Raw genomic sequence first — 23,574 nt, 5'->3', positions numbered from 1 at the left:
CGGGCCTCAGCCGTGCCGTGGACCGCCCGCGGTCAGACCACCTGGTGCAGCCAGCGGACCGGGGCTCCCTCGCCCGCGTGGCGGAAGGACTCCAGCTCGTCGTCCCACGGCTTGCCGAGCAGCTTGGCGATCTCGGCCGCCAGGTCGCTCTCGCCCCGCTTCGAACGGGCCAGCGCCGCCCGCAGCCGGTCCTCCGGCACCAGGATGTCGCCGTGCAGGCCGGTGACGGCGTGGAAGATGCCCAGGCCCGGCGTGGAGCTGTAGCGCTCGCCCTCCGCCGTGGCGCTCGGCTCGGCCGTCACCTCGAAGCGCAGCATGTCCCAGCCCCGCAGCGCGGAGGCCAGTTTGGACGCCGTACCGGCGCGGCCCTGCCAGGAGAATTCGGACCGCCAGGTGCCGGGTGCGGCGGGCTGTCTGATCCAGTCGAGCTGGACCCGGACGCCGAGGACACCCCCCACGGCCCACTCGACATGGGGGCAGAGCGCGCGCGGCGCGGAGTGAACGTACAGAACTCCACGTGTCGTCACCGGGACCTCCAGTGTGGAACGAAGTTCGCCTTCTCCAGCGGCCTCGCGCCCGAACCGTCGATTCTCGGCCGGATCCCGAGGTTGTCATCAGTAAACAGCATCGGGGTGAAGCTCCTGAAAAAGGACAGTATGTGACGTGGTGTGATTTCCGGAAAGCCACTCAAGTGGAGCCGAGTGGGGGACAGCGCCGCTGGTACGACGAGGAAAAGCTACCGCGCGGCGGGGGCCCCGGTGTGACGTACGGTCGGTCCTGGGCCTTTCCTTCGCTCAGCTTTCACCCGCCAGGGCGTCGGGGCCTTCCGACCGGTGCCGCCAGGGGCTGCCGGGGCACAACCGAGGGGAGCACGGTATGCAGGATCGTTTTGCCCGCCGCCGTCCGCGCACCGCCGCCGCCCGCCCGCGTACCGGTGCCGCGGTTCTGGCGGCGGCCTGTCTGCTCGGCACGGCCGCCCTGACCGGTTGCGACTCCGGCGCGGGCAGTACGACGAAGGGGGCCGCCGCGCAGCCCTCCGCCCGGCCCGGACCGGTCTGGGACCGGGAGCCGGGGTCGGTGGCCGCGGTGGGCGACTCCATCACCCGGGGCTTCGACGCCTGCTCGGTGCTGGCGGACTGCCCGGAGGTGTCCTGGGCGACCGGCACGGACGGCGAGGTGCGCAGCCTCGCGGTGCGGCTGCTCGGCGACGTGAAGGCCGCCTCGCGCAGCTGGAACCACGCCCGGACGGGGGCCCGGATGGCCCAGCTGCCGGAGCAGATGGGGCTGGCCGCCCAGGAGAAGCCCGATCTGGTGACGGTGATGATCGGCGCCAACGACGCCTGCCGGGATTCCGCCCGGTACATGACGCCGGTGGCTGATTTCCGTAGCTCGTTCGAGGCGTCGATGCGGCAGCTGCGGGCCGGTGCGCCCAAGGCGCAGGTGTACGTGTCGAGCGTGCCGGACCTCAAGCGGCTCTGGTCGACGGGGCGGGACAACGCGCTGGGCAAGCAGATCTGGAAGCTGGGCATCTGCCCGTCGATGCTGGGCGACGCCGACGACCTGGGCCCGGCCGCGACGGCCCGGCGCGCGGAGGTGCGCGAACGGGTGGTGGCGTACAACGGGGTGCTGCGGGACGTCTGCGCGAAGGACCGGCTCTGCCGCTACGACGGCGGCGCGGTCTTCGACTACCCGTTCACCGGCAGGCAGCTCAGCCAGTGGGACTGGTTCCACCCGGGGCGCGACGGGCAGGCCCGGCTGGCGGAGATCGCCTACCGCAATGTCACCGCCGCCCGGCCCCCCGCATAGGCTCGCGATCATGACCATGATCACGAGTTCGGGCACGGCGGTACGGGCGGACGACTTCGGCACCCTCACGGACGGCACCCCGGTGCACCGCTGGACGCTGGAGCGGGACGGCACGCGGGTGCGGGTGCTGACGTACGGCGGGATCGTGCAGTCGGTCGAGGTGCCGGACCGGGACGGGGTACGGGCGGGCATCGCGCTCGGGCTGCCGGACCTGGACGGCTACCAGGCGTTCCCCGGGCCGTACTTCGGCGCCCTGGTCGGGCGGTACGCGAACCGGATCGGCGGCTCCGCCTTCGAGCTGGACGGGCGCGCGTACCGGTTGACGCCGAACGAGGGGCGCAATCAGGTGCACGGCGGGTCCGGGGGCTTCGACAAGCGCGTGTGGCGGGCCCGGGAGGTGGCGGACGGTGTCGAGCTGTCGCTGGTCTCCGAGGACGGCGAGGAGGGCTTCCCCGGCCGCCTCGCGGTGCGTGCCGCGTACACCCTGGAGGCGGGCGGGGCGCTGCGGATCACGTACCGGGCGAGCACCGGCGCGCCGACGGTGCTCAACCTGACCAACCACACGTACTGGAACCTCGCGGGCGCCGGCAGCGGCAGCGCGCTGGGGCAGGTGCTGCGGATCGCGGCCGGGCGGATCACCCCGGTGGACGCCGAGTCGCTGCCGACCGGTGAGCTGCTGCCGGTGGACGGGACCAGGTTCGACTTCCGCGCGCCGGTGCCGGTCGGCGAGGGCTACGACCACAACTTCGTGCTGGACGCGGCGGACCCGGGCCCGGCGGCCGAGCTGTACGACGCGGGCTCGGGACGGGTGCTGACGGTGACCACGACGGAGCCGGGGCTCCAGCTGTACACGGCGGACCACTTCGACGGGCGGCCGTTCGGCCCGTGCGCCGGGGTCGCGCTGGAGACCCAGCACTTCCCCGACTCCCCGAACCGGCCGGAGTTCCCGAGCACGGTGCTCCGGCCGGGCGAGGAGTTCGTCTCGACGACGGTGTACGGCTTCTCGGCGCGCTGAGCCCGGGGCGCCCGCTACGCGCCGGTCTCCACGGCCGCCGTCAGGCGTACGTCGGCCAGTGAGCGGGCCGCCTGGACCTCGTAGCCGCCGGGCACCCGGACCCAGCCGTACGCGTCCTCGTCCCAGATCTCGTAGCCGCGCGGGTCCAGGGCGATCGTGACCTCGGCGCTCTCGCCGGGTGCCGCCTCGGCACGGGCGAAGCCGACGAGCGTCCGGGCCGGGCGTACGGCGGTGCCCTCGCGGGGCGCCAGGTAGATCTGGACGGTCTCGGCGCCCGGCCGGGTGCCGGTGTTGCGGACGCGCACGGTGGCCGTGTGCGGGTCGGCGGTGAGGCTCTCGTACGCCCAGGTGGTGTAGCCGAGTCCGTGGCCGAAGGGGTAGGCGGGCGTGGCACCGGCCTTCTCCCAGGCCCGGTAGCCGACGAAGACGCCCTCGTCGTACCGGAGTTCCCCGTCGGTGGGGGTGGTGTTCGCGACCGGTACGTCACCGAGGGCGGCCGGCCAGGTGGTGGGGAGCCGCCCGCCCGGCTCGGCCGCACCGAGCAGCACATCGGCGAGGGCGTGTCCGGCCTCCTGCCCCGGGAACCAGGCGAGCAGCACCGCGGCGACCTCCTCCCGCCACGGAAGCTCCACCGGGGAGCCGGAGTTGACGATCACCACGGTGTTCGGGTTGGCGGCGGCGACGGCGCTCACCAGTGCGTCCTGGTGGCCGGGGAGGCGCAGGTCGGTGCGGTCGAAGCCCTCGGACTCGACGCGTTCGGTGGTGCCGACGACGACGACCGCGATGTCCGCCGCGCGGGCCGACTCCGCGGCCTCGGCGATCAGTTCGGCCGGATCGCGGCGCGGGCCGAGGTGGCAGAGGGCGAACGAGACGCCCAGGACGGGCGCGTCGTCGCCGAGGGTCTCGGGGATCTGCCGCAGCGAGACCTCGACGGGCTCCCCCGCGGTGAGGGTGATCCGGCCGCGCTCCAGCGGGTTGCCGAAGAAGGCCTCGCCGGGGTCGGCGGAGACCACCCGGTGCAGTCCGTCGTACAGGGTCTCGCCCGCGACGGTGAGGGTGAGCGCGCCGGTGCCCCGGGTACCGAAGACGTGCTCGCCGCTGTCGCGCGGGACGAAGGTGCCGGTGATCTCGACACTGTGCAGGGTGGAGCGGGTGACGCCCCCGGGAAGGCCGTCGCCGATCCACTGGACGGTGCCGCCGGGCAGGGGCGCGGAGCCGAGGACGGCGCCGGTCGCGTCGTAGCAGACGGCCCGGAGGCCGAAGCCCTGCTCGGCGGGGGTGAGTTCGGTGTTGGGGTCGGCGCCGACGCGGTAGTCGACGGTGCCCTCGGGGAGGGCGGCGGTCAGTCCGTCGAGCGGCGTGACGACGTGGGACGGGAAGACCTGGGCGGAGCCCCCGCCCAGGACCCGGGCGTCCCGGGCGAGCGCCCCGCTGACCGCGACGGTGCGGACGTCCGCCGGGTCGACGGGGAGGGCGGGGCGCACGCCGTCGCGGGCTTCGTTGCGGACCAGGACGAAGGAGCGGCGGGCGATCTCGCGGGCCAGTGCCTCGCCGTCGATCTCCGCGGGCCGGTCGGCCGGGGCGACGACGGGCGGGGCGCCGTCCAGGATGCCGACGCGGGCGGCCAGCCGCAGCACGTTGCGTACGGCGCCGTCGACGACGGACTCCTCGACCGCACCGGCCCGGACCGCCTCGGCGAGGGCCTTGCCGTACACCGTCTTCGGGCCGGGCATCGCGATGTCGAGGCCGCCGTTGACGGTGGCGGCGGTCGAGCGGGCGGCCAGCCAGTCGGAGACGACGCAGCCGTCGAAGCCCCATTCGCCGCGCAGCACCGTGTTCAGCAGGTAGTGGTGCTCGGTCATGGTGGTGCCGTTGACCCGGTTGTAGGCGGCCATGATGCCCCACGGGTGGGCGTTCGCGACGATCCGCTCGAAGGGCGCGAGGTAGATCTCGCGCAGGGCGCGCGGGGCGAGGACGTTGTTCACGGTGAAGCGGTCGGTCTCGGCGTCGTTGGCGGCGTAGTGCTTGACGGTGGTGCCGACCCCGCCGTCCTGCACCCCGCGCACATAGCCGGTACCGATCTCACCGGTGAGGTAAGGGTCCTCGCTGTACGTCTCGAAGTGGCGCCCGCCGAGCGGGGACCGGTGGAGGTTCACGGTCGGGGCGAGGAGGACGTGCACCCCCTTGCGGCGGGCCTCCTGGGCCAGCAGGTGCCCGGCGCGGCGGGCCAGGTCCGCGTCCCAGGCGGCGGCCAGCGCGGTCGGGGAGGGCAGGGCCACGGACGGGTCGTCGGCGCTCCAGGCGACGCCCCGGACCCCGATCGGCCCGTCGGACATGACCAGCGACCCCAGCCCCGCGGCGGGCAGCGCGGGCAGCGACCACATGTCCTGTCCGGCCAGCAGCCGCGCCTTGTCGTCGAGGCCCAGCGCCGAGAGCGCCGCTTCGACCGCGGCCTCGCGGACCGCGTCGGGGTGAGTGGGTGTGGGCGCGTCTGTCACGGCCGTACCTCCGCGTCGGATTCTGTGCTGAACACCTCCATACTGACCCGGCACCAGGTAAGCCAGTAGGTTTCGTTACCCTTCTGTTATGTGCAGGGATGGCGTACGGTCCCAGTGCGGGGGCGGACGGGCACCGGGAGGGGCTGGGGCGATGGCACGGGGCAGGGGAATGGAGCGGCGGGCGGAGATCGTCCGGGCGGCGCTCGAAGTGATCGCCGAGCGCGGCTACCGGGGCGCCTCGCTGAGCGCCGTCGCCGAGCGGGTCGGCCTCAGCCAGCAGGGACTGCTGCACTACTTCCCCACCAAGGAGGCGCTGCTGCTCGCCGTGCTGGAGGAGCGCGACCAGTGGGACACCGGGGGCTGTGCCGGGAGCGACGGCGTCTGGCCGGTCGCGCTGCTGGCCTCGCTGGTGGAGTACAACGCGATGCGGCCCGGCATCGTCCAGACCTTCTCGGCGCTGCTCGGCGAGAGCGTGACGGAGGGGCACCCGGCGCGGGAGTTCTTCACCCGCCGCTACACCCAGGTCCGGGCGAGCATGGCGGCGATCCTGCGCGCGGAGTTCGGCGAGCGGCTGCCGGGCGGGCTGAGCCCGGAGCGCGCGGCCCCCCTGCTGGTGGCGGTGCTGGACGGGCTCCAGTACCAGTGGCTGCTGGACCCCGAGGCGGTGGACATGCCGTCGGCGTTCGGGGACTTCCTGACGCTGCTGCGGGGGCCGGGGGCGACCGCGGAGCCGGAGGCACCGGACACCTCAACGCCCCTTCCCTGAGGGGGAGTTCCAGAGAACCGCCCATCATGGCACCCCGCACGGCATCGCGGGGCGGGTTGCCCCGGCCCTCACCACCTGCGGGTGATTTCGGGACTGTCTACGCGCGTTCGGGCATCGGGCACCCCGCCGGGCGCCCCAGGGTTGACCCCATGACTTCCACGCCCGCAGGCCCGTCAGCCGGCCTGCCCTCCCGCCGCACCCTGCTCTCGGGCGTCACCGCCGGTGCCGCCGCGCTGGCCGTGACCACCGGCCCCGCCACCGCGCACGCCGCCACGGACACCGCGGCGAACGCCGCGCCCGCGGCCACCGGTTCGGACTGGGAGACCTGTCTCTCGGTCGCCCGCGCCATCCTCGTACGCGACGCGCAGGACCAGTCGCTGGTGCCGCGCTACCGCGAGATCCTGCTCTCCAAGGGGCTGCCGCGCGGTCGCAAGAGCCCCAGGAAGGTGCTGGTCATCGGGGCGGGACCGGCCGGGCTCACCGCCGCCCACCTGCTCCGCAGCGCCGGGCACACCGTCACCGTCATCGAGGCCAACGGCAACCGCGTCGGCGGCCGGATCAAGACCTTCCGTCCGGGCGGCCACGAGCGGGCGAAGGCACCGTTCGCCGACCCGAAGCAGTACGCCGAGGCGGGTGCGATGCGCATCCCCGACAGCCACCCGCTGGTCACCGGGCTGATCGACGGCCTCGGCCTGAAGCGCCGCCCCTTCCACCTGGTGGACGTCGACGCCCAGGGCCACCCCGTCAACCGCACCTGGCTCCACGTGAACGGCATCCGGGTGCGCAAGGCGGACTACGCGAAGAACCCCCGGAAGGTGAACCGCTCCTTCGGGGTGCCCGCCGCGTTCGAGAACAAGCCCGCCGCGCAGATCGTGCGGGAGGCCTTCGCACCGGTGCGCGAGGAGTTCGAGGGCAAGGAGGGCACGGAGCTCGTCGAGGGCTGGGCCCGGGTCATCCAGCGGTACGGGCACTGGTCGATGTTCCGCTTCCTGACCGAGGCGGCCAAGCTCGACGTGCGCACCGTCGACCTGGTCGGCACGGTCGAGAACCTGACCTCCCGGCTCCCTCTCGCCTTTGTGCACAGCTTCATCGGGGCCTCTCTGATCAGCCCGGACACCGCCTTCTTCGAGCTGCCCGGCGGCACCGGGGTCCTCGCCGACGCGATGTACGAGCGGGTCAAGGACCTCGTGAGGCTGGACCGCCGGGTCACCCGCATCAGCCACGGCGAGGACGGCGTCGAGGTCGAGACGGTCTCCGAGGGCCGCGACGGCAAGCCACTGGTGCGCCAGACCTTCCGCGGTGACCGGGCGATCATCACCGTGCCGTTCTCCGGGCTGCGCCACATCCCCGTCACACCCGCACTCTCGTACGGCAAGCGGCGCGCGATCACCGAGATCCACTACGACGCGGCGACCAAGGTGCTGCTCGAATTCAGCCACCGCTGGTGGGAGTTCGAGGAGAAGGACTGGAAGCGGGAGCTGGAGCGGATCAGGCCCGGTCTGTACGACGCCTACCGGCTGGGCAGGGCACCGGCCGACGGCACCCTGCTGGGCGCCCACCCCTCCGTGCCGTCCGGCCACCTCCCGGACGGCCAGCGGGTGCATTACGCGGCACACCGGGCCGTCGCCCGCAGCCAGCCCGAGGCGGCCCGCGTCATCGGCGGCGGCTCGGTCACCGACAACGCCAACCGCTTCATGTACCAGCCCTCGCACCCGGTGGCGGGCTGCGCGGGCGGCGTCCTGCTCGCCTCGTACAGCTGGTCCGACGACGCCCTGAAGTGGGACTCGCTGGACGACGACGAGCGCTACCCGCTCACCCTGGCCGGGGTGCAGGACGTGTACGGGCAGCGGGTCGAGGTCTTCTACACCGGCGTGGGCGCCACCCAGTCGTGGATGCGCGACCCGTACGCGTACGGAGAGGCGTCGGTGCTGCTGCCGGGCCAGCACACCGAACTCCTGGCCGATGTGCGCGCGGTGGAGGGTCCGCTGCACTTCGCGGGTGACCACACCTCGGTCAAGCCCGCCTGGATCGAGGGGGCGCTGGAGTCGGCGGTCCGCTCGGCACTGGAGGTGCACAGCAGCTGACCGGGCCGGTACGGGGGCGTCGCCCGGGGCCGGCTGCCGCGCTCAGCGGGCCAGGCCCAGGGTGACGCCCAGACCGACGAGCACCGATCCGATGCCCCGGTTGAGCGCCTTCTGCCACCTCAGCATCCCGGTGCGCAGCCGCGCGTTCGAGAAGAACAGCGCGACCAGGGCGAACCAGCCGAAGTGGGCGGCGGACATGAACAGTCCGTACCCCGCCTGCTGCCACAGCCCGGTCCCGGGCCCGACGACCTGGGTGAAGGTCGACACGACGAAGAGCGTGGTCTTGGGGTTCAGCGCGTTGGTGAGGAAGCCGGTGCGCAGGGCCCCGAGCCGGGTCAGTCCCGGACGGGACTCCAGGTCGACGTCGACGTCCCCGCGGGCGAGGAAGGTCCGCACCCCGATGTAGACGAGATAGGCGGCGCCGACCAGCTTGATCGCGGTGAACAGGGCGGTCGACGAGGCGATCAGCAGCCCGACGCCGAGCATCGTGTACGTGACGTGGACGAGGACGCCCGCGGCGACCCCGACGGCGGCCATGAGTCCGGTCGTACGGCCGTAGAGGTAGCTGTTGCGGACGACCATCGCGAAGTCCGCGCCCGGACTGATCACGGCGAGGACGGTGATGACGGCGACGGCGATGAGCTCGGTCACGGGCGGGCCGTCCCTCAGTCCTTGTCGAGCCGGTACGGGGCGGGGGCCTCGTCGTCCCCCTCCCCGGCGCCGTCCCCGGCCGCCGGGGGCACCAGGTCGCGGGCCAGCAGGGTGGCCCCGGCGACGGCGCCCGGCATCAGGAACACGGCGACGAACGGGACCAGGAAGGCGAGCCCCAGCGGCACGCCGAAGCCGAGGGTCAGCAGCCGCCGGCCGCGCAGCAGCGCGAGCCGGTCCCGCAGCACCATGCCGCGGCGCTGGAGCGCGACGGCGGTCAGTTCCTCGGCGAGGAAGTAGCCGGTGACGCAGAAGCCGAGCACGGGAACCACCGTCTGGCCGAGCACCGGGACGAAGCCGAGGGCGAAGAGCAGCAGCGAGTAGAGCCCCACCCTCACCAGGACGCGGACGCTGTCGCGGGCGGAGATCCACAGCTCCCGCCAGAGCGGCAGCCCCGACTCGGGGACCTCGCCGCCCTCCGTGCGGTCGACCTGCTCGGAGAGCGATTCGTAGAAGGGCTGGCCGACCAGGAGCGTCACGGCGGTGAAGGTGATCACCGCGAGGAAGAGGCCGAGGCCGAACACCAGCACGGTCAGGGTGGTGCGGAGCAGGCCGAGCCACGGCGAGGACCAGCCGTCGGCGAACGGCGTCGCCCAGTCCGCCAGGTCGTCGGCGCCGTAGCCGAGGCCGACGAGGGCCGCCGCGTACAGCACGAGGGTGACCAGACCGGGCAGCAGCCCGAAGCCGAACCACCGGCCGTTCCGGCCGACCCAGCGCTGTCCCTTTATCAAGTAGCCGAAGCCCGCCCCTAGATCACGCATGACGTCAGCGTACTTGCGGTGCCGGGAAGCCCCGGGGGCCGCACCCCTGTGGAGTGCGGCCCCCGGAACGTGACGAGCGGGCGGTCAGGAAGCGACCGACAGCTCGACCTTGATGTTGCCCCGGGTGGCGTTCGAGTACGGGCACACCTGGTGGGCCTTCTCGACGAGCGCCCGCGCGGTGGCGGTGTCCACGTTCGGTATGGCGGCGCGGATCGTCACCGCGAGGCCGAATCCACCCTCGGCGGTCTTGCCGATGGAGACCTCGGCGGTCACCGTGGAGCCGGAGACGTCCGCCTTCTCCTGGCGGGCCACCACGCCCAGCGCGCCCTGGAAGCAGGCGCTGTAACCGGCGGCGAAGAGCTGCTCCGGGTTGGTGCCCGCGCCGCTTCCGCCCATGCTCTTCGGCGGGTTCACGACCACGTCAAGGGTGCCGTCGTCGGACGAGACCCGGCCGTCACGGCCGTTCTCGGCGGTGGCGACGGCGGTGTAGAGGACGTTGATGTCCTGCATGCTCATGCTGAGGATTCCTCCTGCTGTGCGCCGCGACTCGCGCCCACGGTCGCGGCGGCCCGGGATGAGAATAGTGCTTGCGCCGGGTGTACGCGCCGGGCCTATGCACCGGCGCGTACGCCCGCGTCAGGCGAGGGAGACGATCATCTTTCCGGTGTTCTCGCCGCGCAGCAGGCCGAGGAAGGCGTCGAAGCCGTTCTCGATGCCCTCGACGAGGGTCTCGCGGTACTTCAGCTCGCCCGAGGCCAGCCAGCCCGCCACGTCCTTCACGAACTGCGGCTGGAGCGCGGCGTGGTCGCTGACGAGCATGCCCTGGATGCGCAGCCGCTTGCCGATGACGAGCGCGAGGTTACGCGGCCCGGGGGTCGGCTCGGTCGCGTTGTACTGGGCGATCATTCCGCAGACGGTGACCCGGCCGTGCACGTTGAGTGTGGAGATGGCCGCTTCGAGGTGCTCGCCGCCGACGTTGTCGAAGTAGACGTCGATGCCGCCGGGGGCGGCTGCGCGCAGCTGCTCGACGACCGGGCCGTCGTGGTAGTTGAAGGCCGCGTCGAAGCCGTACTCCTCGACGAGGAGCCTGACCTTCTCGTCGGAACCGGCCGAACCGATGACCCGTGAGGCGCCCTTGATCCGGGCCATCTGGCCGACCTGGCTGCCGACCGCACCGGCCGCGCCGGAGACGAAGACGGCGTCGCCCTCCTTGAAGGAGGCCACGTCGAAGAGGCCCGCGTAGGCGGTGAGCCCGGTCATCCCGAGCACCCCGAGATAGGCGGAGAGCGGGGCCACGGACGGGTCGACCTTCACCGCGTGCCGGGCGGGGACCTCGGCGTACTCCCGCCAGCCGAGGCCGTGCAGGACGTGGTCGCCGACCGCGATGCCCTCGGCGTCCGAGGCGATGACCTCGCCGACCGCTCCGCCGTCCATCGGGTGATCGAGCCGGAACGGCGGGGTGTACGACTTCACGTCGTTCATCCGGCCCCGCATGTACGGGTCGACCGAGAAGTACAGGTTGCGGACCAGGACCCGGCCCTCGCCGGGGGCGGTGACCGGGGCCTCACGCAGCGCGAAGTCCTCGGCCTTCGGCCATCCGTGGGGGCGGGCGACGAGGTGCCATTCGCGGCCGGACGTGGGAAGTGCTGCTGACATGGGCTCGGGTTCTCCTCGATGTCCTGCGGAGCGGGGAATCCCTTCGCGGGAAATCCCTTCGGCGTAGTTACTTAAGATGGTGAAACAACCATGCGCCTGAATATTTCACCTTGTCAAGCAACCGGCTATCCTGGGTGTCATGGCACTCCCCCGTACAGACTCGCTGACCCTCGAAGTCGTCGAGCTCATCGGCACCGTCGTGGCGCGCTACTACGAGGAGTACGACCAGGCGGCCGCCGCCCACTCGCTCACCGGCGCGCAGGCCAGGGTCCTCGGGCTGCTCGCCCTGGAGCCGATGCCGATGCGCCGGATCGCCCGGAAGCTGAAGTGCGAGCCGTCGAACGTCACCGGCATCGTCGACCGTCTTGAGGTGCGCGGCCTGGTGGAGCGGCGGCCCGATCCGTCCGACCGGCGGGTGAAGCTGGCCGCGCCGACGGAGCTGGGCGCGCGGACGGCGCGGGAGCTGCGCGATTCGCTGACCTTCGCCCGGGAGCCGCTGGCCGAACTGTCGGACGCGGAGCGGACGGTGCTGCGCGACCTGCTGCGCCGGATGCTGGGCGAGGGCTACCCGGCCGGGGCCGGATAGGGCCCGTACGGACGCGGCGGGAACCCCCTCCTACGGCTCAGCCCAGCGCGCGGCGCGTCGCCGGGCGGCGCACGATGCGTAGGAACCGGCTGTCGCCGGTGCCACCGTCCGCGCTCCCGGGAGATCTGCCGTGACCGTCAGTCTTGAGCAGCTGCGCCGTTGCCATGTCGCCGTCGACCTCGGGGCGGCCCGGACCCGGGTGTACGTCAAGGGGCTCGGACTGGTCGTCGACGAGCCGAGCGCCGCCGCGGTGAACACCCGTACCGGCTCGCTCATCGCCGTCGGCACGTTCGCCGAGCAGATGACGGGCCGGACCCCCGACTACATCAAGGTGACCCGGCCGGTCTCCGGCGGGACCGTCATCGACATCGAGATGGCCCAGCGCATGCTGCGCCACCTGCTCGGCGACAAGCTCCGCCGCCAGTTGCGCCGCAAGCCCCGGCTGCGGGCCGCCGCCTGCACCCCGCACGGCAGCGATCCGCTCGCCCAGCGGGCCACCGTGGAGACGATGGTCGGGATCGGCGCCCGCCGGGTCGAGCTGGTCGACACCCTGATCGCCGCGGCGGTCGGCTGCGGGCTGCCGGTCGAGCAGCCGACCGCCACCATGATCATGGTGTGCGGAGCGGCGACCACCCAGATCGCGGTGCTCTCGCTCGGCTCGATCGTGAGTGCCGTACGCGTTCCGGTCGGCGGCGACGCCATCGACCACGCGGTCATCCAGCACCTGCGCCAGCACCACGAACTGATGCTGCCGAGCCAGTCCGTGCGCCCGCTCCAACTGGCCCTCAACGACAGCGGGCTGACCGCGCGGGGGCCCGCCACCACCGAGATCCACGGCCGGGACGTGGCGACCGGCCTGGCCCGCTCGGTGCGGGTGGACACCGCCGCCGTGCGGCAGGCCATCCACGCGCCGCTCACCAACGTGCTGGACGGGCTCGGCAAGATCCTGCGCGAGTGCCCGCCCGATCTGGTGGCCGACCTGGTGGACTGCGGGATCATGATGGTCGGCGGCAGCGCGCTGCTGCCGGGCCTCGACCAGATGCTGCGGAACGCGACAGGACTGCCGGTGCACATCGCGGAGCGGCCGGACACCTGCGCGGTCCTGGGGCTCGGCGCCATGCTGGACGGGCAGATCGAGCCGATGGTCCTCGACCCGCTCGGCTGCTGAGCCCCGCGCGGTGCGGCGGATGACCGACGGCCCGGCCGCCGGTGTCCCGGCCGGCGCCTCCTCGGCCGGCGCCTCCGGCGGCCTCGGGGCCGCGGACGGGCCCGCGCTGCCGATGCTGCTGGAAGCGGTGCTCGGTCTCGGCTCCGACCGCGAACTCCGGGCGATGCTCCAGCGGCTGGCGGACACCGCCACCACGCTGACCGGGGCCCGGAACAGCACGCTCGGCCTGCTCGACCCGGAGCACGGCACCATCGGCGAGCGGTACGTATCGGGGTCCGGGGACACCGGGGACACCGGGGAGCCAACCCCCTCCACCGAGGTGCCGATCCGGGTCCACGGCCGAGTCCTCGGCCACCTCCGCCTCACCGGGACGAACGGCGGTGAGCCCTTCACCGAGGCGGACACCGCGGTGCTGACGGCACTGGCCTCACTGGCCGGTTTCGCGATCGCGAGCGCACGGCTGTACGCGGCGGCCCGGCAGCGGGAGCGCTGGATCGAGGGGGCCGCCGCCGTCACCACCGCGCTGCTGGCCGGGGGAAGCCCGGCCGACGCGCTGATGACCGTCGCCGAACAGGCCAGGACGCTCGCCGACGCCAGCGCCGGGGTGATCCTCCAGCCGGACGCGGCGGGCGGCATGAGGATCGTCACCGCGTCCGCCCCCGACGACCCGGCCGGAATCGTCGGCACGGTCATCGAACCCGGCTCCCCGGTCCTGGTCCAGCTGCTGGGCGGGGAACCGGTGTTCATCGAGGACTCGGCGACCGATCCGCGGATGACGACGCATGTGCGGTCGCGGTTCGGCCCCAGCATGATGCTGCCGCTGCGCAGCGGCGGCCGGCTGATCGGCACGCTCGCCCTGCCCCGGCGGCGCGGCGACCGCCCGTACACGGCCGTGGACCGGCTGCTGGCCACCCAGTTCGCCTCGCAGGCCGCGCTGGCGCTGGTGCTGGCGGACGCCGGGCACGACCGGGAGCGGCTCGCGGTGTACGAGGACCGGGACCGGATCGCCCGCGATCTGCACGATCTGGTCGTCCAGCGGCTGTTCGCGACGGAGATGATGCTGGAGTCGACCCGGCGCCGGTGGGCCGCCCCGGAGACCGGCGAACTGCTCGGCCGGGCGGTGGACGAGCTGGACTCCACCATCCAGGAGGTACGGACGGCGATCTTCGCCCTGCAGCAGCCGCCCGCCGACGCCCCCGCCACCTTCCGGGGCCGGGTGCTGCGGGAGGCCGCGGGCGCTGCCGAGGTGCTGGGCTTCCGGCCCTCCGTGCGGTTCGTCGGGGCGGTCGACGCGCTGGTGCGGGCTCCGGTGGACCAACGGCTGCTGGACCGGCTGCGCGGGGCCCTGGCGGCCGCGCACCGGCGGGCCGGGGTGTCGGCGATCGAGGTGGAGGTGGACGCCACGGCGGTGGCGCCGGACGGACGGGCGGCGGTCCGGCTGAGGGTCACCGACGACGGGCGCGCCGAGGACGGCTCGCGCGCCCCGGACGTCATCTGGCAGGCGCCGCTCTGAGCGCGACCCTGGTGTTGGAGTGGGCCACCCCCGCCTCCCGCTTGAGACGGCGCAGCAGCCCGTCCAGGGCCGCGGTGTCGGCGACGGCGGCCCGTACGAGGTAGTCGTGGGCGCCGGTCACATGGACCACCTCGGTGATGCCGGGCAGGGCGAGCACCGCCCGTTCGAAGGTCTCGTTGGCCGTGTCGATCCGCAGCGACACGTCGATGAACACGACGAGCCCGGTGCGGGTGTCCGCGGCCGGGTCGATGATCACGGTGAAGCCCCGGATCACTCCGTCGCGGCGCAGCCGGCGCACCCGGTCGGCCGCCGCGTTGGCGCTGAGCCCGACCCGCTCGCCCAGATCGCGGTACGAGATCCGGGCGTCCTCCTGGAGGATGCCGAGGATGTCCCTGTCCAGACGGTCCATACTGCGATTGTCGCAGCTTTGTCCGGGATGTGAAGGTTCGAGCCCGGTGCGGGTGCCGCGGTCGCCCGTAGCCCGCTCGGCGTACTCCGGCGGGCCGACGGTGCGGGGCCGACCTTGACTTGAGGCGTGGATACAGCTGCCAAGCAGTCCCCCGCCGCGGTCGAGACGCCGTCCCCGGCCGCGTACCGCAATCTCGTGATGGCCACGATCGGCTTCGGGCTCACCTTCTGGGCCTGGAACCTGATCGCACCGCTGTCGGGCGACTACAAGGAGCGGCTGGGGCTGACCTCGTTCGAGCAGTCACTGCTGGTGGCGGTGCCGGTGCTGGTCGGTTCGCTGGGCCGCATCGCGGCGGGCGCGTTCACCGACAAGTACGGCGCCCGGCTGATGTTCCCGCTGGTCTCGGCGCTCACCATCGTTCCGGTGCTGCTGCTGATCCCGGCACGGGACTCGTACGGCGCGATGCTCGCCGTGGGCTTTCTGCTGGGCCTGGGCGGCACCACGTTCGCGATCGGCATCCCGCTGGTCAACTCGTGGTTCCCGCCAGCCAAACGCGGTCTGGCGCTCGGTGTGTTCGGTATGGGCATGGGCGGTGTGGCACTGTCGGGGTACTTCACCCCGCGGATCGCGGAGCACGGGAAGAACCTGCCGTACCTGGTGGTCGCGGCGGCGCTCGTGGTGTACGCGGCGCTCGCCGCCTTCCTGGTCACCGACCGGCCGGGCCGCCCGGTGCCGGCCGAGTCACTGACCCGCCGGCTGGGCCGCGCCGGGCGGCTGCGGGTCACCTGGGAGCTGTCCGCGCTGTACGCGATCGGCTTCGGCGGGATCGTCGCGTTCGGCGTGTACTTGCCCACATATCTGAAGACCTGGTACGACCTGACGCCCACCGACGCCGGCACGAAGGCCGCGGGCTTCGCCCTGGTCACCGTCATCTTCCGGCCGATCGGCGGCTGGCTCTCGGACCGCGTCCACCCGGCCGTGGTCACGGCGGCGGCACTCGGTCTGGCCGCCCTGATGGCGATCGTCCAGGCCTTCGACCCGCCGCTGGCTCCGGGCGGCACGATCGCGCTGCTCTGCATGGCGGCGGGCCTGGGCACCTCCAGCGGCAGCATCTTCGCCCTTGTCTCGCAGGTGACACCGCAGGCGCAGGTGGGCAGCGTGACCGGCATCGTCGGTGCGATGGGCGGGCTGGGCGGCTTCGTGCCGCCGCTGGTGATGGGGGCGATCTACAGCGCGCAGGGCTCGTACTCGATCGGCTTCATGCTGCTGTCGGACCTGGCGCTCGCGGGCTGCGTGTACGCGTACGGGCGCATGCGGGGCCTTCGAAGGGAGTAGAGCCTTCCGCCGGGACAAGCCCTGAGGGCTGGCCCGTCGTCCCTGGTGGACCAGCGTGCGGCGTCAGACGCGGTGCGTCGCACGGCGGAGGGACGCCCGAGTACCGGATGTATCCGGGCGTTCCGGCAACGCGGCGAGGTGCCGTGGCTGTCGTCGCACGCCCGCCAGGGATGACGGGCCAGCCCTTAGAGTGCGGAGAGTGACGACTCCTCTTCTGTTCGTACCGGATGACGGTTCGCGCCGGGAAGCCATCCGGTTCGGCGAACACAGCCTGACCTACGACGCGCTGGCCTCCGCCGCCGCCGCGCTCGCCGCCCGTCTCACCGGCGCCGGGCGGGTCGCCGTCTGGGCCGCCCCGACCCCCGGGACGGTCATCGCCGTGGTGGCCGCGCTGCTGGCCGGGGTGCCCGCGGTGCCGATCAACCCGCGCACGGGGACGCGCGAGCTCGCCCACATCCTGGCGGACAGCGAACCGGCCGTGGTGCTGGCCTCGGCGGGCGACACCCTCCCGCCGCCGCTGGACGCGCTGGACCGGATCGATGTCGATCCGGCCGCCGGGGGCGTCCCCGCCGCGTTCCCCGAGCCCTCCCCCGAGTCCCCCGCCCTGATCGTCTACACCTCGGGCACCACGGGCCCGCCGAAGGGCGCGGTGCTGCCGCGGCGGGCGATCGCCGCCTCGCTCGACGCGCTGGAGGACGCCTGGCAGTGGACCGGGCAGGACGTACTCGTCCACGCGCTGCCGCTGTTCCATGTGCACGGCCTGATCCTCGGGGTGCTCGGGCCGCTGCGCCGGGGCGGCTCAGTGCGCCACCTGGGCCGGTTCTCCGCCGAGGGTGTGGCCCGGGAGCTGTCGTCCGGCGGCACGATGCTGTTCGGCGTGCCGACGATGTACCACCGGCTCGCGGAGGTCCTGGACGGTTCGGGCCCCGGGGCGGCCGGGCTGGCGAAGGCACTGGCCGGGGCCCGGCTGCTGGTGTCCGGCTCGGCGGCGCTGCCGGTCCATGACCACGAGCGGATCGCGGCGGCGACGGGCCGCCGGGTCATCGAGCGGTACGGCATGACGGAGACCCTGATGAACACCGGCGTACGCGCGGACGGCGAGCCGCGCCCCGGCACCGTCGGCGCCCCGCTGCGCGGGGTGGAGCTCCGGCTGGTCGAGGAGGACGGCACCCTCCTCACCGGCCCCGAGGACATCGGCGAGATCCAGGTGCGCGGGCCGAACCTCTTCACCGGCTATCTGAACCGCCCCGACGCCACCGCCGCCGCGCTCACCGAGGACGGCTGGTTCCGTACCGGCGACATGGCGACCCGCGACCCCGACGGCTACGTACGGATCGTCGGCCGCAAGGCCACCGACCTGATCAAGAGCGGCGGTTACAAGATCGGCGCCGGGGAGATCGAGAACGCGCTGCTGGACCACCCCGGGGTCCGGGAGGCCGCCGTCACGGGCGAGCCGGACCCTGATCTGGGCGAGCGGATCGTCGCCTGGGTGGTGCCCGCCGACCCGGCCGCGCCGCCCTCCGAACAGGAGCTGGCCAGCCATGTGGCCGCCCAGCTCTCCCCGCACAAGCGCCCGCGCGCGGTCCGCTACCTGGAGGCGCTGCCGCGCAACGACCTCGGCAAGATCATGAAGCGGGCGCTCCATGGCTGACCGGCTGAGCGCACGAGCGGTGATCGCGGCCCTCACCACGGAGTTCGAGGAACTCACCGACACCTCGTCACGGACTCCGGCCGGGGACGGGCCGCTGTCCTGGGCCGGGTACGCGGACTCCCGGGCCCGCGCCACCGCCCGTACCGGCGAGCGGGAGTCCGTCGTGCACGGCCTGGCCTCGGTCGGCGGCCGGAGCTGTGTGCTGGTCGCGTTCGAGTTCGGGTTCCTGGGCGGGTCGCTGGGGCAGCGCACCGGGGACCGGCTGGTGGCCGCGTACGAGGCCGCCGGGCGGCGGGGGCTGCCGCTGGTCTCGCTGATCGCGACGGGCGGCAGCCGGATGCAGGAAGGCATGATCGCGCTGACCCAGCTCCAGCGGGTGGCCCACGCCTCGGCGCGGCTGCGGGCGGCGGGCCCGGCGCAGATCGCCGTTCTGCGCGACCCGACGACGGGCGGCGGCTGGGCCACCCTGGGGGCGGGCGCCGATGTGGTGCTGGCGCTGCCGGGCGCCCAGGTCGGGTTCGCCGGTTCCCGGGTGCGTCCGCCGGACGCGGACCCGGCGGCGTACACCGCCGAGGGCCAGCTGGCGGCGGGGCAGATCGACGCGGTCGTACCGCCGGGCGAGCTGCCGGGGACGGTGGGCCGCTGGCTGGAGGCGCTGCGGGTGCCAGACGCCCCGCCGCCGCCCGCCCCGGTGCCGCGGGCACTGTCGGCGGTGGGCCCCGCGGAGACCGGCTGGGACGCGGTGCGCCAGGCCCGCTCGCCGTCGCGGCCACGCGCCGCGGCGTATCTGGACGCCTACTTCTCCTACCGGCTGCCGCTCGTCGGTGACCGCTGCGGGGGTACGGACCCGGGGCTGCTCGCCGGTTTCGGGTGGCGGGAGGGCCGGTCGGTCGCGTACGTCGCCCAGTGCGGCACCGCGACCCGCCCGGCCGGGTACCGCACGGCGGCCCGGGTGATCCGGCTCGCGGACCGGCTCGGGCTGCCCGTGCTGACCCTGGTCGACACGCCGGGCGCGGCGAACGACGCGGAGGCGGAACGGGCGGGTGCGGGCGCCGCGATCGCCGACGCCTTCGCGGCGGTGGCGGCGGCCCGGGTGCCGCTCACCACCCTGGTGATCGGTGAGGGCGGCTCGGGCGGCGCGCTGGCCCTCGCGGCGCCCGGGAACACCCATGTCACCCCGGACAGCTACTTCTCGGTGATCGCCCCGGAACTGGCGGCGGCCATCCTGAAGCGCGCCCCGGACCAGGTGCGGGCCACCGCCGACCAGCTGCGGCTGCGCCCGCAGGACCTGGTGGAGCTGGGCTTCGCCCGGTCGGTCGTGGGCCCGGAGCAGGCCGGAACGCAGCCGTGATCACGGTGGGTCGCGGGGGGTCAGGGCTGCGGGTCGCGGGCGTCGTACCGGGCGAAGCCGCGCCACCGCAGCGCCAGCAGGGTGACGGCGACGACGCAGGCGATTCCTCCCCCGGTCACCGCCACCCCGGGTGAGAACAGGTCGGCGGCCGAGCCCGACAGGAACTCACCGAGTCGCGGCCCGCCCGCCACGACGACGATGAACACGCCCTGGAGCCGCCCGCGCATCTCGTCGGGTACGGCCGCCTGGAGCATGGTGTTGCGGAAGACCATCGAGACGGTGTCCGCGTACCCGGCGAGCGCCAGGAAGAGCAGCCCGGGCCAGAGCTGCCGGGTCAGCCCGAAGACCGCGATGGCGGTGCCCCAGCAGGCGACGGCGATCAGGACGGCCAGCCCGTGCCGCCGGACGCGCCCCAGCCAGCCGGAGAACACCCCCGCGAGCAGCGCGCCGAGCGCCGGGGCGGCGACCAGCAGCCCGGTGGTCTTCGCGTCGCCTCCGTACCAGAGGACGGCGACGACGGGGAACAGGGCGCGGGGCTGGGCCAGGACCATGGCGCACAGGTCGGTGATGAAGGTCATCCGGAGGTTGGAGCGGTGGGCCAGGAAGCGCAGCCCGTCCGCGACGGACGCCCGCTTGCCGGACCCGCTCTCCTCGCCCCGCTCGGGCAGCATGGCGGGCAGCCGCCACATCGCGTAGAGGGCGGCGGTGAAGGTGACGGCGTCCACGGTGTACGCGGCCCGGTAGCCCCACCAGCCGACGGCGAGCCCGCCGAGCATCGGCCCGGCCAGGCTTCCGGTGGTGCTGGTCATGGAGGAGAGCGCGTTGGCGGCGGGCAGCTGCTCGGCGGGCAGCAGCCGGGCGATCATCGAGCTGCGGGCCGGTGAGTTGACCGCGAAGCAGGCCGCCTGGAGGGCGACGACGGCGTACAGCGGCCCCACCTGCCGCACCCCGGCGAGGCTGAGGACGACCAGGGCTATGGAGAGCAGGAACGAGCCGGATGCGCTGGCCAGGCCCAGTTTGCGCCGGTCGAGGGTGTCGGCGACGGCCCCTCCGTACAAGCCGAAGACCACCAGCGGCAGGAACGAGCAGAAGCCGATGAGCCCGACCGAGAAGGCGGAGCCGGTGATGTCGTAGACCTGGAGCGACACGGCGAGGGAGGTCATCCCCTGGCCGATCCAGGAGACCGTGTTCCCGAACCAGAGGCGCCGGTAGTCGGGAGAGCTCCGCAAGGGGGTCAGATCGGCGAATACGCGGCGCCGGGCGGCGGGTTCTTCGGTCGTTTCGGTCACAGCGGATGGTAACGACCGGCTCGGGCCGGGCCGGGCGGATGTCCCGCGGGAGAGCTCTAGGGTCTTTCGTTTGGATCAGGCTGGATCAGGGAGCGGGGGCTGGTGCGTGCAGCTGCAAGGCGGAGGAAGGAGCCGACGCGGAGCGTCGGTGACTGACGACAACGCGGCAGATGTGCGTGCCAGCCCCCGCGAGCCCGGCATGATCCAAACGAGAGGCCCTAGGACCGGTCGATTCCGGTCGTCCGCACGGACTTGTGGACCGCTCCGTTGTGCTGCGCTTGGCCACGGCGCTCGAAGAGGGTGGTGTAGAGGCCGCTGTGGCCCAGGAGTTGGATGTGCGTACCGGACTCCACGAGCCGCCCTTCGTCCAGGACGAGAATGCGGTCGGCGTCGGCGGCCAGGGCCAGGTCGTGGGTGATCACGATGGTGGTGCGGCCCTCGGCCAGTCGGCGCAGGGGTTCGAGGATGCGCTCGGCGGCCAGCCGGTCCAGCCCGGTGGTGGGCTCGTCGAGGATGAGGACGGGGGCGTCGCGCAGCATGGCACGGGCGATGGCGATGCGCTGCAACTGGCCGCCGGAGAGCCGGGAGGTGCCGGTGGATATGACAGTCGCATACCCCTCTGGAAGAGTCTCGACGAATCTGTGCGCGTCGGCCGCCCGAGCGGCCCGCACCACGTCGTCGTGGGTGGCGCCGGGCCTGCCGCACCCGATGTTCTCCTCGATGGTGTCGTGCAGGACGAGTGTGTCCTGCGGCAGCAGCGTGACGTTCTGGCGCAGATACGTCAGCGGCAGCTGGTCGAGGGGAACCCCGTCCAGCCGTACGCTGCCGGTGTCCGGATCGTAGAAGCGCAGCAGCAGGGCCGCCAGGGTCGACTTGCCCGCGCCGCTGGGGCCGGTGAGGACCAGCAGTTCCCCGGGGCTGGCGGTGAACGACAGGTCCTGGAGCACCTGCTCGTCGCTGCCGGGGTAGTGGAAGAACACCTTGCGGGCCTCCACCTCGCCGGACGCCCGGTCGTGGGGCGGTTCGGGCACGGTGCCCGCCGGGTCGGTGACGGCGGGCCGGGCGTCCAGGATCTCCAGCAGACGTTCGGCGCCCGCGGTCGCGGCGGTGGCCGTCAGGCCGAGGGTGCCGAGCTGGCGGATCGGCGGGTAGAGGTAGCCGATGAAGGCGGCGAAGGCCAGCAGCTGCCCGAGGGTCATCCGGCCAGCCGCGATCTCCCACGCCCCGAGGCCGATGATGGCGAGCACGCACACCGTTTCGAGGACCTCGATGAACTGGGCGTAGAACTCGGTGAGACGGACCGCCTTCACCGCGGTCCGCAACCGCGTCCGCGCCTTGCCCCGCAGCCGCTCCTCCTCGTCCCGCTGCCGGTTGTACGCCTGGGTCATGACGACGTTGACCAGCGTCTCCTCGACCACCGCCGTGATGGCTCCGTCCGCGGCGCGGCCCCGCCGGGAGACCGCGCGCAGCGGTCCGGCGAACCGGCGGGTGACGAACAGGAGGATCGGGACCATGACGAAGGTGGCGAGGGCCAGGTCCCAGCGCAGCCACAGGGCCGCAGCCGCGTAGAAGACGGTGCCGAAGAGCGCCGAGGCCGCCCCGACGATGCCGGAGACCACGAGTGCCTCGATGGCCTCCACGTCGCCCGTCAGCCGTTCCACCAGGTCGCCGCGGCGGTTGCGCTGGAAGAAGTGGGGCGGAAGCGTCTGGAGGTGGCTGAACACCCGGGCCCGCAGCCGGAGCACGAAGCGCTCGGCGGTCCAGGCCGCCAGCGAACTGCCCAGATACCCCACCACGGCACCCGCGATCGCGACGGCGAGCCACTGCCCGGCGGGCCGCCAGAAGGCGCTGACATCTCCGCTCGTCAGTGCTTTGTCCGTGAGTTCGGCGAAGAGCAGGACGGTGGCGGTCTCGGCCAGCGCGGCCAGGATCGCGCAGATGAGGATGATGACGAGCCAGCGCCGGTCGCCTCTGGTCAGCGGCCAGAAACGCCGGAAGGAGGCCAGGATGCTGACCGGATCGGTGCGGATCGGGACATCGGTCACCGGGTTGGCCGGTTCCTCGGAACCGTCGGAACTTGAGAGCGGGCTGCGCAAACGCATGGGCATCACCACGGAGGGGCCGTCGTCACGGAGGGGCCGTCGTCACGGAAATGGGCCCAAAAATTGAGGCGGACCCGCGCGAACTGCGCGAGCCTGCCTCGATTCGGGTTCAGGGTGAAGGGTCAGCAACCCCAGCGACGCCCACGGCCGAACCTGCCGTAGCCGTAGTCACCGTAGCCGCCGTAGCCGCCGTAGCCGCCATAGCCGCCGCGACCCCGTCCGCCGCGTCCACCGCCGCGTCCGCCGCCGTAGCCGCCACCGTGGCCGCCCCTGTCTCTGCGGTCGAAGATGCTACGAACCTTCATCTTCGCCTCCTCCGGAGGTATGGATTGCGCCGCTCCTTGTTCCTAACTGCGGCACTTCCGACAGTACGTCCGCCCTCTGCGGCCAACAAGTCGTAGAAGCCGTAATTAGGGATTAATAGTGACGAATCACCATAATCCTCCGAAGCGTTGCTGTGGGTCACGTTCCGTAGCGGAGACCGGCGTGATCACCGCCTGCCGCCGTCCGTGGCCGGATCAGGCGTGTGTCCAGACGTCCACGACGGCCGGTTCGTCCACGACCGCCGGTTCCATGACGCGGCCCGCACCGGTGGCGGCGGCCGGAGGCCCGTCCCGCTGAGCCCTCGGAGCGATCCCGGCCAGGGGACGCGTCATGCCTCCGCCCTCCGTCGCACCGGCTTCCGCCGTGCGATCGATCGTGGAGAACGCCAGTTGGTGTGCGGCACCCGGTGGCACACCTCTTCGGGGAGGGTGCGCCACCTGTCCGACGGGAGCTCGGCCGGTCATGTCCGACGGGGCGCCCGATCGATCACCCGGCCCAGCGGTCACCGGTCGTGCGGGCGATGAATCCACGGTGGCCGAGGCCCCTGACTCT

The 23,574-nt window shown here is 73.0% G+C and carries 21 protein-coding genes; 10 read left to right on the top strand and 11 right to left on the bottom strand.

Annotated elements, in window-relative coordinates; all coding sequences use genetic code 11:
• Positions 1-32: 32 nt before the first annotated feature.
• The gene (locus ACFVWY_RS08480) at positions 33-527 is read right to left on the bottom strand and encodes a DUF3145 domain-containing protein (protein ID WP_383928722.1); all 495 of its coding nucleotides are present in this window, start codon (positions 525-527) and stop codon (positions 33-35) included.
• A 349-nt stretch (positions 528-876) separates the two neighbouring features.
• Between ACFVWY_RS08480 and ACFVWY_RS08475 the strand changes: the two genes are divergently transcribed.
• Together ACFVWY_RS08475 and ACFVWY_RS08470 are read left to right on the top strand one after the other, a co-directional pair.
• Positions 877-1,806, top strand: a complete 930-nt coding sequence (locus tag ACFVWY_RS08475; protein ID WP_389868575.1) for an SGNH/GDSL hydrolase family protein — start codon at positions 877-879, stop codon at positions 1,804-1,806.
• Between the two features lie 16 nt (positions 1,807-1,822).
• On the top strand, positions 1,823-2,821 hold the full coding sequence (locus ACFVWY_RS08470) for an aldose epimerase family protein (protein ID WP_389869021.1): 999 nt from the start codon (positions 1,823-1,825) through the stop codon (positions 2,819-2,821).
• Positions 2,822-2,835: 14 nt separating this feature from the next.
• Here ACFVWY_RS08470 and ACFVWY_RS08465 read toward each other — a convergent pair whose 3' ends face one another.
• Positions 2,836-5,319 carry a glycoside hydrolase family 3 protein gene (locus tag ACFVWY_RS08465; protein WP_389868573.1) on the bottom strand — a complete coding sequence of 828 codons (2,484 nt, stop codon included), beginning with the start codon at positions 5,317-5,319 and terminating at the stop codon, positions 2,836-2,838.
• A 151-nt stretch (positions 5,320-5,470) separates the two neighbouring features.
• Between ACFVWY_RS08465 and ACFVWY_RS08460 the strand changes: the two genes are divergently transcribed.
• Together ACFVWY_RS08460 and ACFVWY_RS08455 are read left to right on the top strand one after the other, a co-directional pair.
• Positions 5,471-6,085, top strand: coding sequence for a TetR/AcrR family transcriptional regulator (locus ACFVWY_RS08460; RefSeq protein WP_389868572.1), 615 nt, complete (start codon positions 5,471-5,473; stop codon positions 6,083-6,085).
• Positions 6,086-6,234: 149 nt separating this feature from the next.
• Complete coding sequence (locus ACFVWY_RS08455; RefSeq protein ID WP_389868570.1) at positions 6,235-8,169, top strand: flavin monoamine oxidase family protein; 1,935 nt, start codon at positions 6,235-6,237, stop codon at positions 8,167-8,169.
• A 42-nt stretch (positions 8,170-8,211) separates the two neighbouring features.
• On the opposite strand, the gene ACFVWY_RS08450 is transcribed toward ACFVWY_RS08455, so the two are convergent.
• The 4 genes from ACFVWY_RS08450 to ACFVWY_RS08435 all read right to left on the bottom strand — a co-directional run bounded on the left by ACFVWY_RS08450 (position 8,212) and on the right by ACFVWY_RS08435 (position 11,294).
• On the bottom strand, positions 8,212-8,820 hold the full coding sequence (locus ACFVWY_RS08450) for a LysE family translocator (protein WP_389868568.1): 609 nt from the start codon (positions 8,818-8,820) through the stop codon (positions 8,212-8,214).
• 14 nt (positions 8,821-8,834) lie between these two features.
• The gene (locus ACFVWY_RS08445; protein WP_389868566.1) at positions 8,835-9,638 is read right to left on the bottom strand and encodes an EI24 domain-containing protein; all 804 of its coding nucleotides are present in this window, start codon (positions 9,636-9,638) and stop codon (positions 8,835-8,837) included.
• Between the two features lie 84 nt (positions 9,639-9,722).
• Positions 9,723-10,154, bottom strand: coding sequence for an organic hydroperoxide resistance protein (locus ACFVWY_RS08440; protein ID WP_389868564.1), 432 nt, complete (start codon positions 10,152-10,154; stop codon positions 9,723-9,725).
• Between the two features lie 120 nt (positions 10,155-10,274).
• Positions 10,275-11,294, bottom strand: coding sequence for an NADP-dependent oxidoreductase (locus ACFVWY_RS08435; protein WP_389868562.1), 1,020 nt, complete (start codon positions 11,292-11,294; stop codon positions 10,275-10,277).
• Positions 11,295-11,433: 139 nt separating this feature from the next.
• Between ACFVWY_RS08435 and ACFVWY_RS08430 the strand changes: the two genes are divergently transcribed.
• The 3 genes from ACFVWY_RS08430 to ACFVWY_RS08420 all read left to right on the top strand — a co-directional run bounded on the left by ACFVWY_RS08430 (position 11,434) and on the right by ACFVWY_RS08420 (position 14,561).
• Positions 11,434-11,880: a MarR family winged helix-turn-helix transcriptional regulator gene (locus ACFVWY_RS08430; protein ID WP_389868560.1), complete on the top strand. Its 447-nt coding sequence runs from the start codon at positions 11,434-11,436 to the stop codon at positions 11,878-11,880.
• Positions 11,881-12,010: 130 nt separating this feature from the next.
• A complete protein-coding gene (locus ACFVWY_RS08425) occupies positions 12,011-13,048 on the top strand; it encodes a rod shape-determining protein (protein WP_389868559.1) in 1,038 nt (345 codons plus the stop codon).
• Between the two features lie 19 nt (positions 13,049-13,067).
• The gene (locus ACFVWY_RS08420) at positions 13,068-14,561 is read left to right on the top strand and encodes a GAF domain-containing protein (protein WP_389868557.1); all 1,494 of its coding nucleotides are present in this window, start codon (positions 13,068-13,070) and stop codon (positions 14,559-14,561) included.
• On the opposite strand, the gene ACFVWY_RS08415 is transcribed toward ACFVWY_RS08420, so the two are convergent.
• A complete protein-coding gene (locus ACFVWY_RS08415; protein ID WP_376684693.1) occupies positions 14,539-14,970 on the bottom strand; it encodes an Lrp/AsnC family transcriptional regulator in 432 nt (143 codons plus the stop codon). The two genes, ACFVWY_RS08420 and ACFVWY_RS08415, sit on opposite strands and share 23 nt — an antisense overlap.
• 126 nt (positions 14,971-15,096) lie before the next feature.
• Here ACFVWY_RS08415 and ACFVWY_RS08410 point away from each other — a divergent pair, with 126 nt between their 5' ends.
• The 3 genes from ACFVWY_RS08410 to ACFVWY_RS08400 all read left to right on the top strand — a co-directional run bounded on the left by ACFVWY_RS08410 (position 15,097) and on the right by ACFVWY_RS08400 (position 19,307).
• Positions 15,097-16,305, top strand: a complete 1,209-nt coding sequence (locus ACFVWY_RS08410; protein ID WP_389868554.1) for an MFS transporter — start codon at positions 15,097-15,099, stop codon at positions 16,303-16,305.
• A gap of 199 nt (positions 16,306-16,504) precedes the next feature.
• Positions 16,505-17,956 (top strand): acyl-CoA synthetase, encoded by a 1,452-nt coding sequence (locus ACFVWY_RS08405; protein WP_389868552.1) that lies wholly within the window; start codon positions 16,505-16,507, stop codon positions 17,954-17,956.
• Entirely contained in the window at positions 17,949-19,307 is a 1,359-nt protein-coding gene (locus tag ACFVWY_RS08400) for a carboxyl transferase domain-containing protein (protein WP_389868550.1), read from the top strand. Before ACFVWY_RS08405 ends, ACFVWY_RS08400 begins: the two co-directional genes overlap by 8 nt.
• A gap of 20 nt (positions 19,308-19,327) precedes the next feature.
• Here the strand turns inward: ACFVWY_RS08400 and ACFVWY_RS08395 are convergent, their stop codons facing one another.
• From ACFVWY_RS08395 to ACFVWY_RS08380, 4 genes are all read right to left on the bottom strand, one after another.
• Positions 19,328-20,596 (bottom strand): MFS transporter, encoded by a 1,269-nt coding sequence (locus ACFVWY_RS08395; protein WP_389868548.1) that lies wholly within the window; start codon positions 20,594-20,596, stop codon positions 19,328-19,330.
• Between the two features lie 218 nt (positions 20,597-20,814).
• Positions 20,815-22,698, bottom strand: a complete 1,884-nt coding sequence (locus ACFVWY_RS08390) for an ABC transporter ATP-binding protein (protein WP_389868546.1) — start codon at positions 22,696-22,698, stop codon at positions 20,815-20,817.
• A 122-nt stretch (positions 22,699-22,820) separates the two neighbouring features.
• Positions 22,821-23,003, bottom strand: coding sequence for a hypothetical protein (locus tag ACFVWY_RS08385; protein ID WP_389868544.1), 183 nt, complete (start codon positions 23,001-23,003; stop codon positions 22,821-22,823).
• 213 nt (positions 23,004-23,216) lie between these two features.
• Complete coding sequence (locus ACFVWY_RS08380; protein WP_389868542.1) at positions 23,217-23,354, bottom strand: hypothetical protein; 138 nt, start codon at positions 23,352-23,354, stop codon at positions 23,217-23,219.
• Positions 23,355-23,574: the final 220 nt, after the last annotated feature.

This window comes from Streptomyces sp. NPDC058195, assembly GCF_042883525.1.
In the GTDB taxonomy this organism is placed as follows: Bacteria; Actinomycetota; Actinomycetes; order Streptomycetales; family Streptomycetaceae; genus Streptomyces.
The sequence above is the reverse complement of the archived record's forward strand: the minus strand, read 5'-3'. Positions and strand labels throughout refer to the sequence as shown.

Bases quoted from the DNA above. Each gene is read 5' to 3' on its own strand.
- ACFVWY_RS08475 (WP_389868575.1), top strand. From the start codon at position 877: ATGCAGGATCGTTTTGCCCGCCGCCGTCCGCGCACCGCCGCCGCCCGC.
- ACFVWY_RS08470 (WP_389869021.1), top strand. From the start codon at position 1,823: ATGATCACGAGTTCGGGCACGGCGGTACGGGCGGACGACTTCGGCACC.
- ACFVWY_RS08460 (WP_389868572.1), top strand. From the start codon at position 5,471: ATGGCACGGGGCAGGGGAATGGAGCGGCGGGCGGAGATCGTCCGGGCG.
- ACFVWY_RS08455 (WP_389868570.1), top strand. From the start codon at position 6,235: ATGACTTCCACGCCCGCAGGCCCGTCAGCCGGCCTGCCCTCCCGCCGC.
- ACFVWY_RS08445 (WP_389868566.1), bottom strand. From the start codon at position 9,638: ATGCGTGATCTAGGGGCGGGCTTCGGCTACTTGATAAAGGGACAGCGC.
- ACFVWY_RS08440 (WP_389868564.1), bottom strand. From the start codon at position 10,154: ATGAGCATGCAGGACATCAACGTCCTCTACACCGCCGTCGCCACCGCC.
- ACFVWY_RS08435 (WP_389868562.1), bottom strand. From the start codon at position 11,294: ATGTCAGCAGCACTTCCCACGTCCGGCCGCGAATGGCACCTCGTCGCC.
- ACFVWY_RS08430 (WP_389868560.1), top strand. From the start codon at position 11,434: ATGGCACTCCCCCGTACAGACTCGCTGACCCTCGAAGTCGTCGAGCTC.
- ACFVWY_RS08420 (WP_389868557.1), top strand. From the start codon at position 13,068: ATGACCGACGGCCCGGCCGCCGGTGTCCCGGCCGGCGCCTCCTCGGCC.
- ACFVWY_RS08415 (WP_376684693.1), bottom strand. From the start codon at position 14,970: ATGGACCGTCTGGACAGGGACATCCTCGGCATCCTCCAGGAGGACGCC.
- ACFVWY_RS08400 (WP_389868550.1), top strand. From the start codon at position 17,949: ATGGCTGACCGGCTGAGCGCACGAGCGGTGATCGCGGCCCTCACCACG.
- ACFVWY_RS08390 (WP_389868546.1), bottom strand. From the start codon at position 22,698: ATGCGTTTGCGCAGCCCGCTCTCAAGTTCCGACGGTTCCGAGGAACCG.
- ACFVWY_RS08385 (WP_389868544.1), bottom strand. From the start codon at position 23,003: ATGAAGGTTCGTAGCATCTTCGACCGCAGAGACAGGGGCGGCCACGGT.
- ACFVWY_RS08380 (WP_389868542.1), bottom strand. From the start codon at position 23,354: ATGACGCGTCCCCTGGCCGGGATCGCTCCGAGGGCTCAGCGGGACGGG.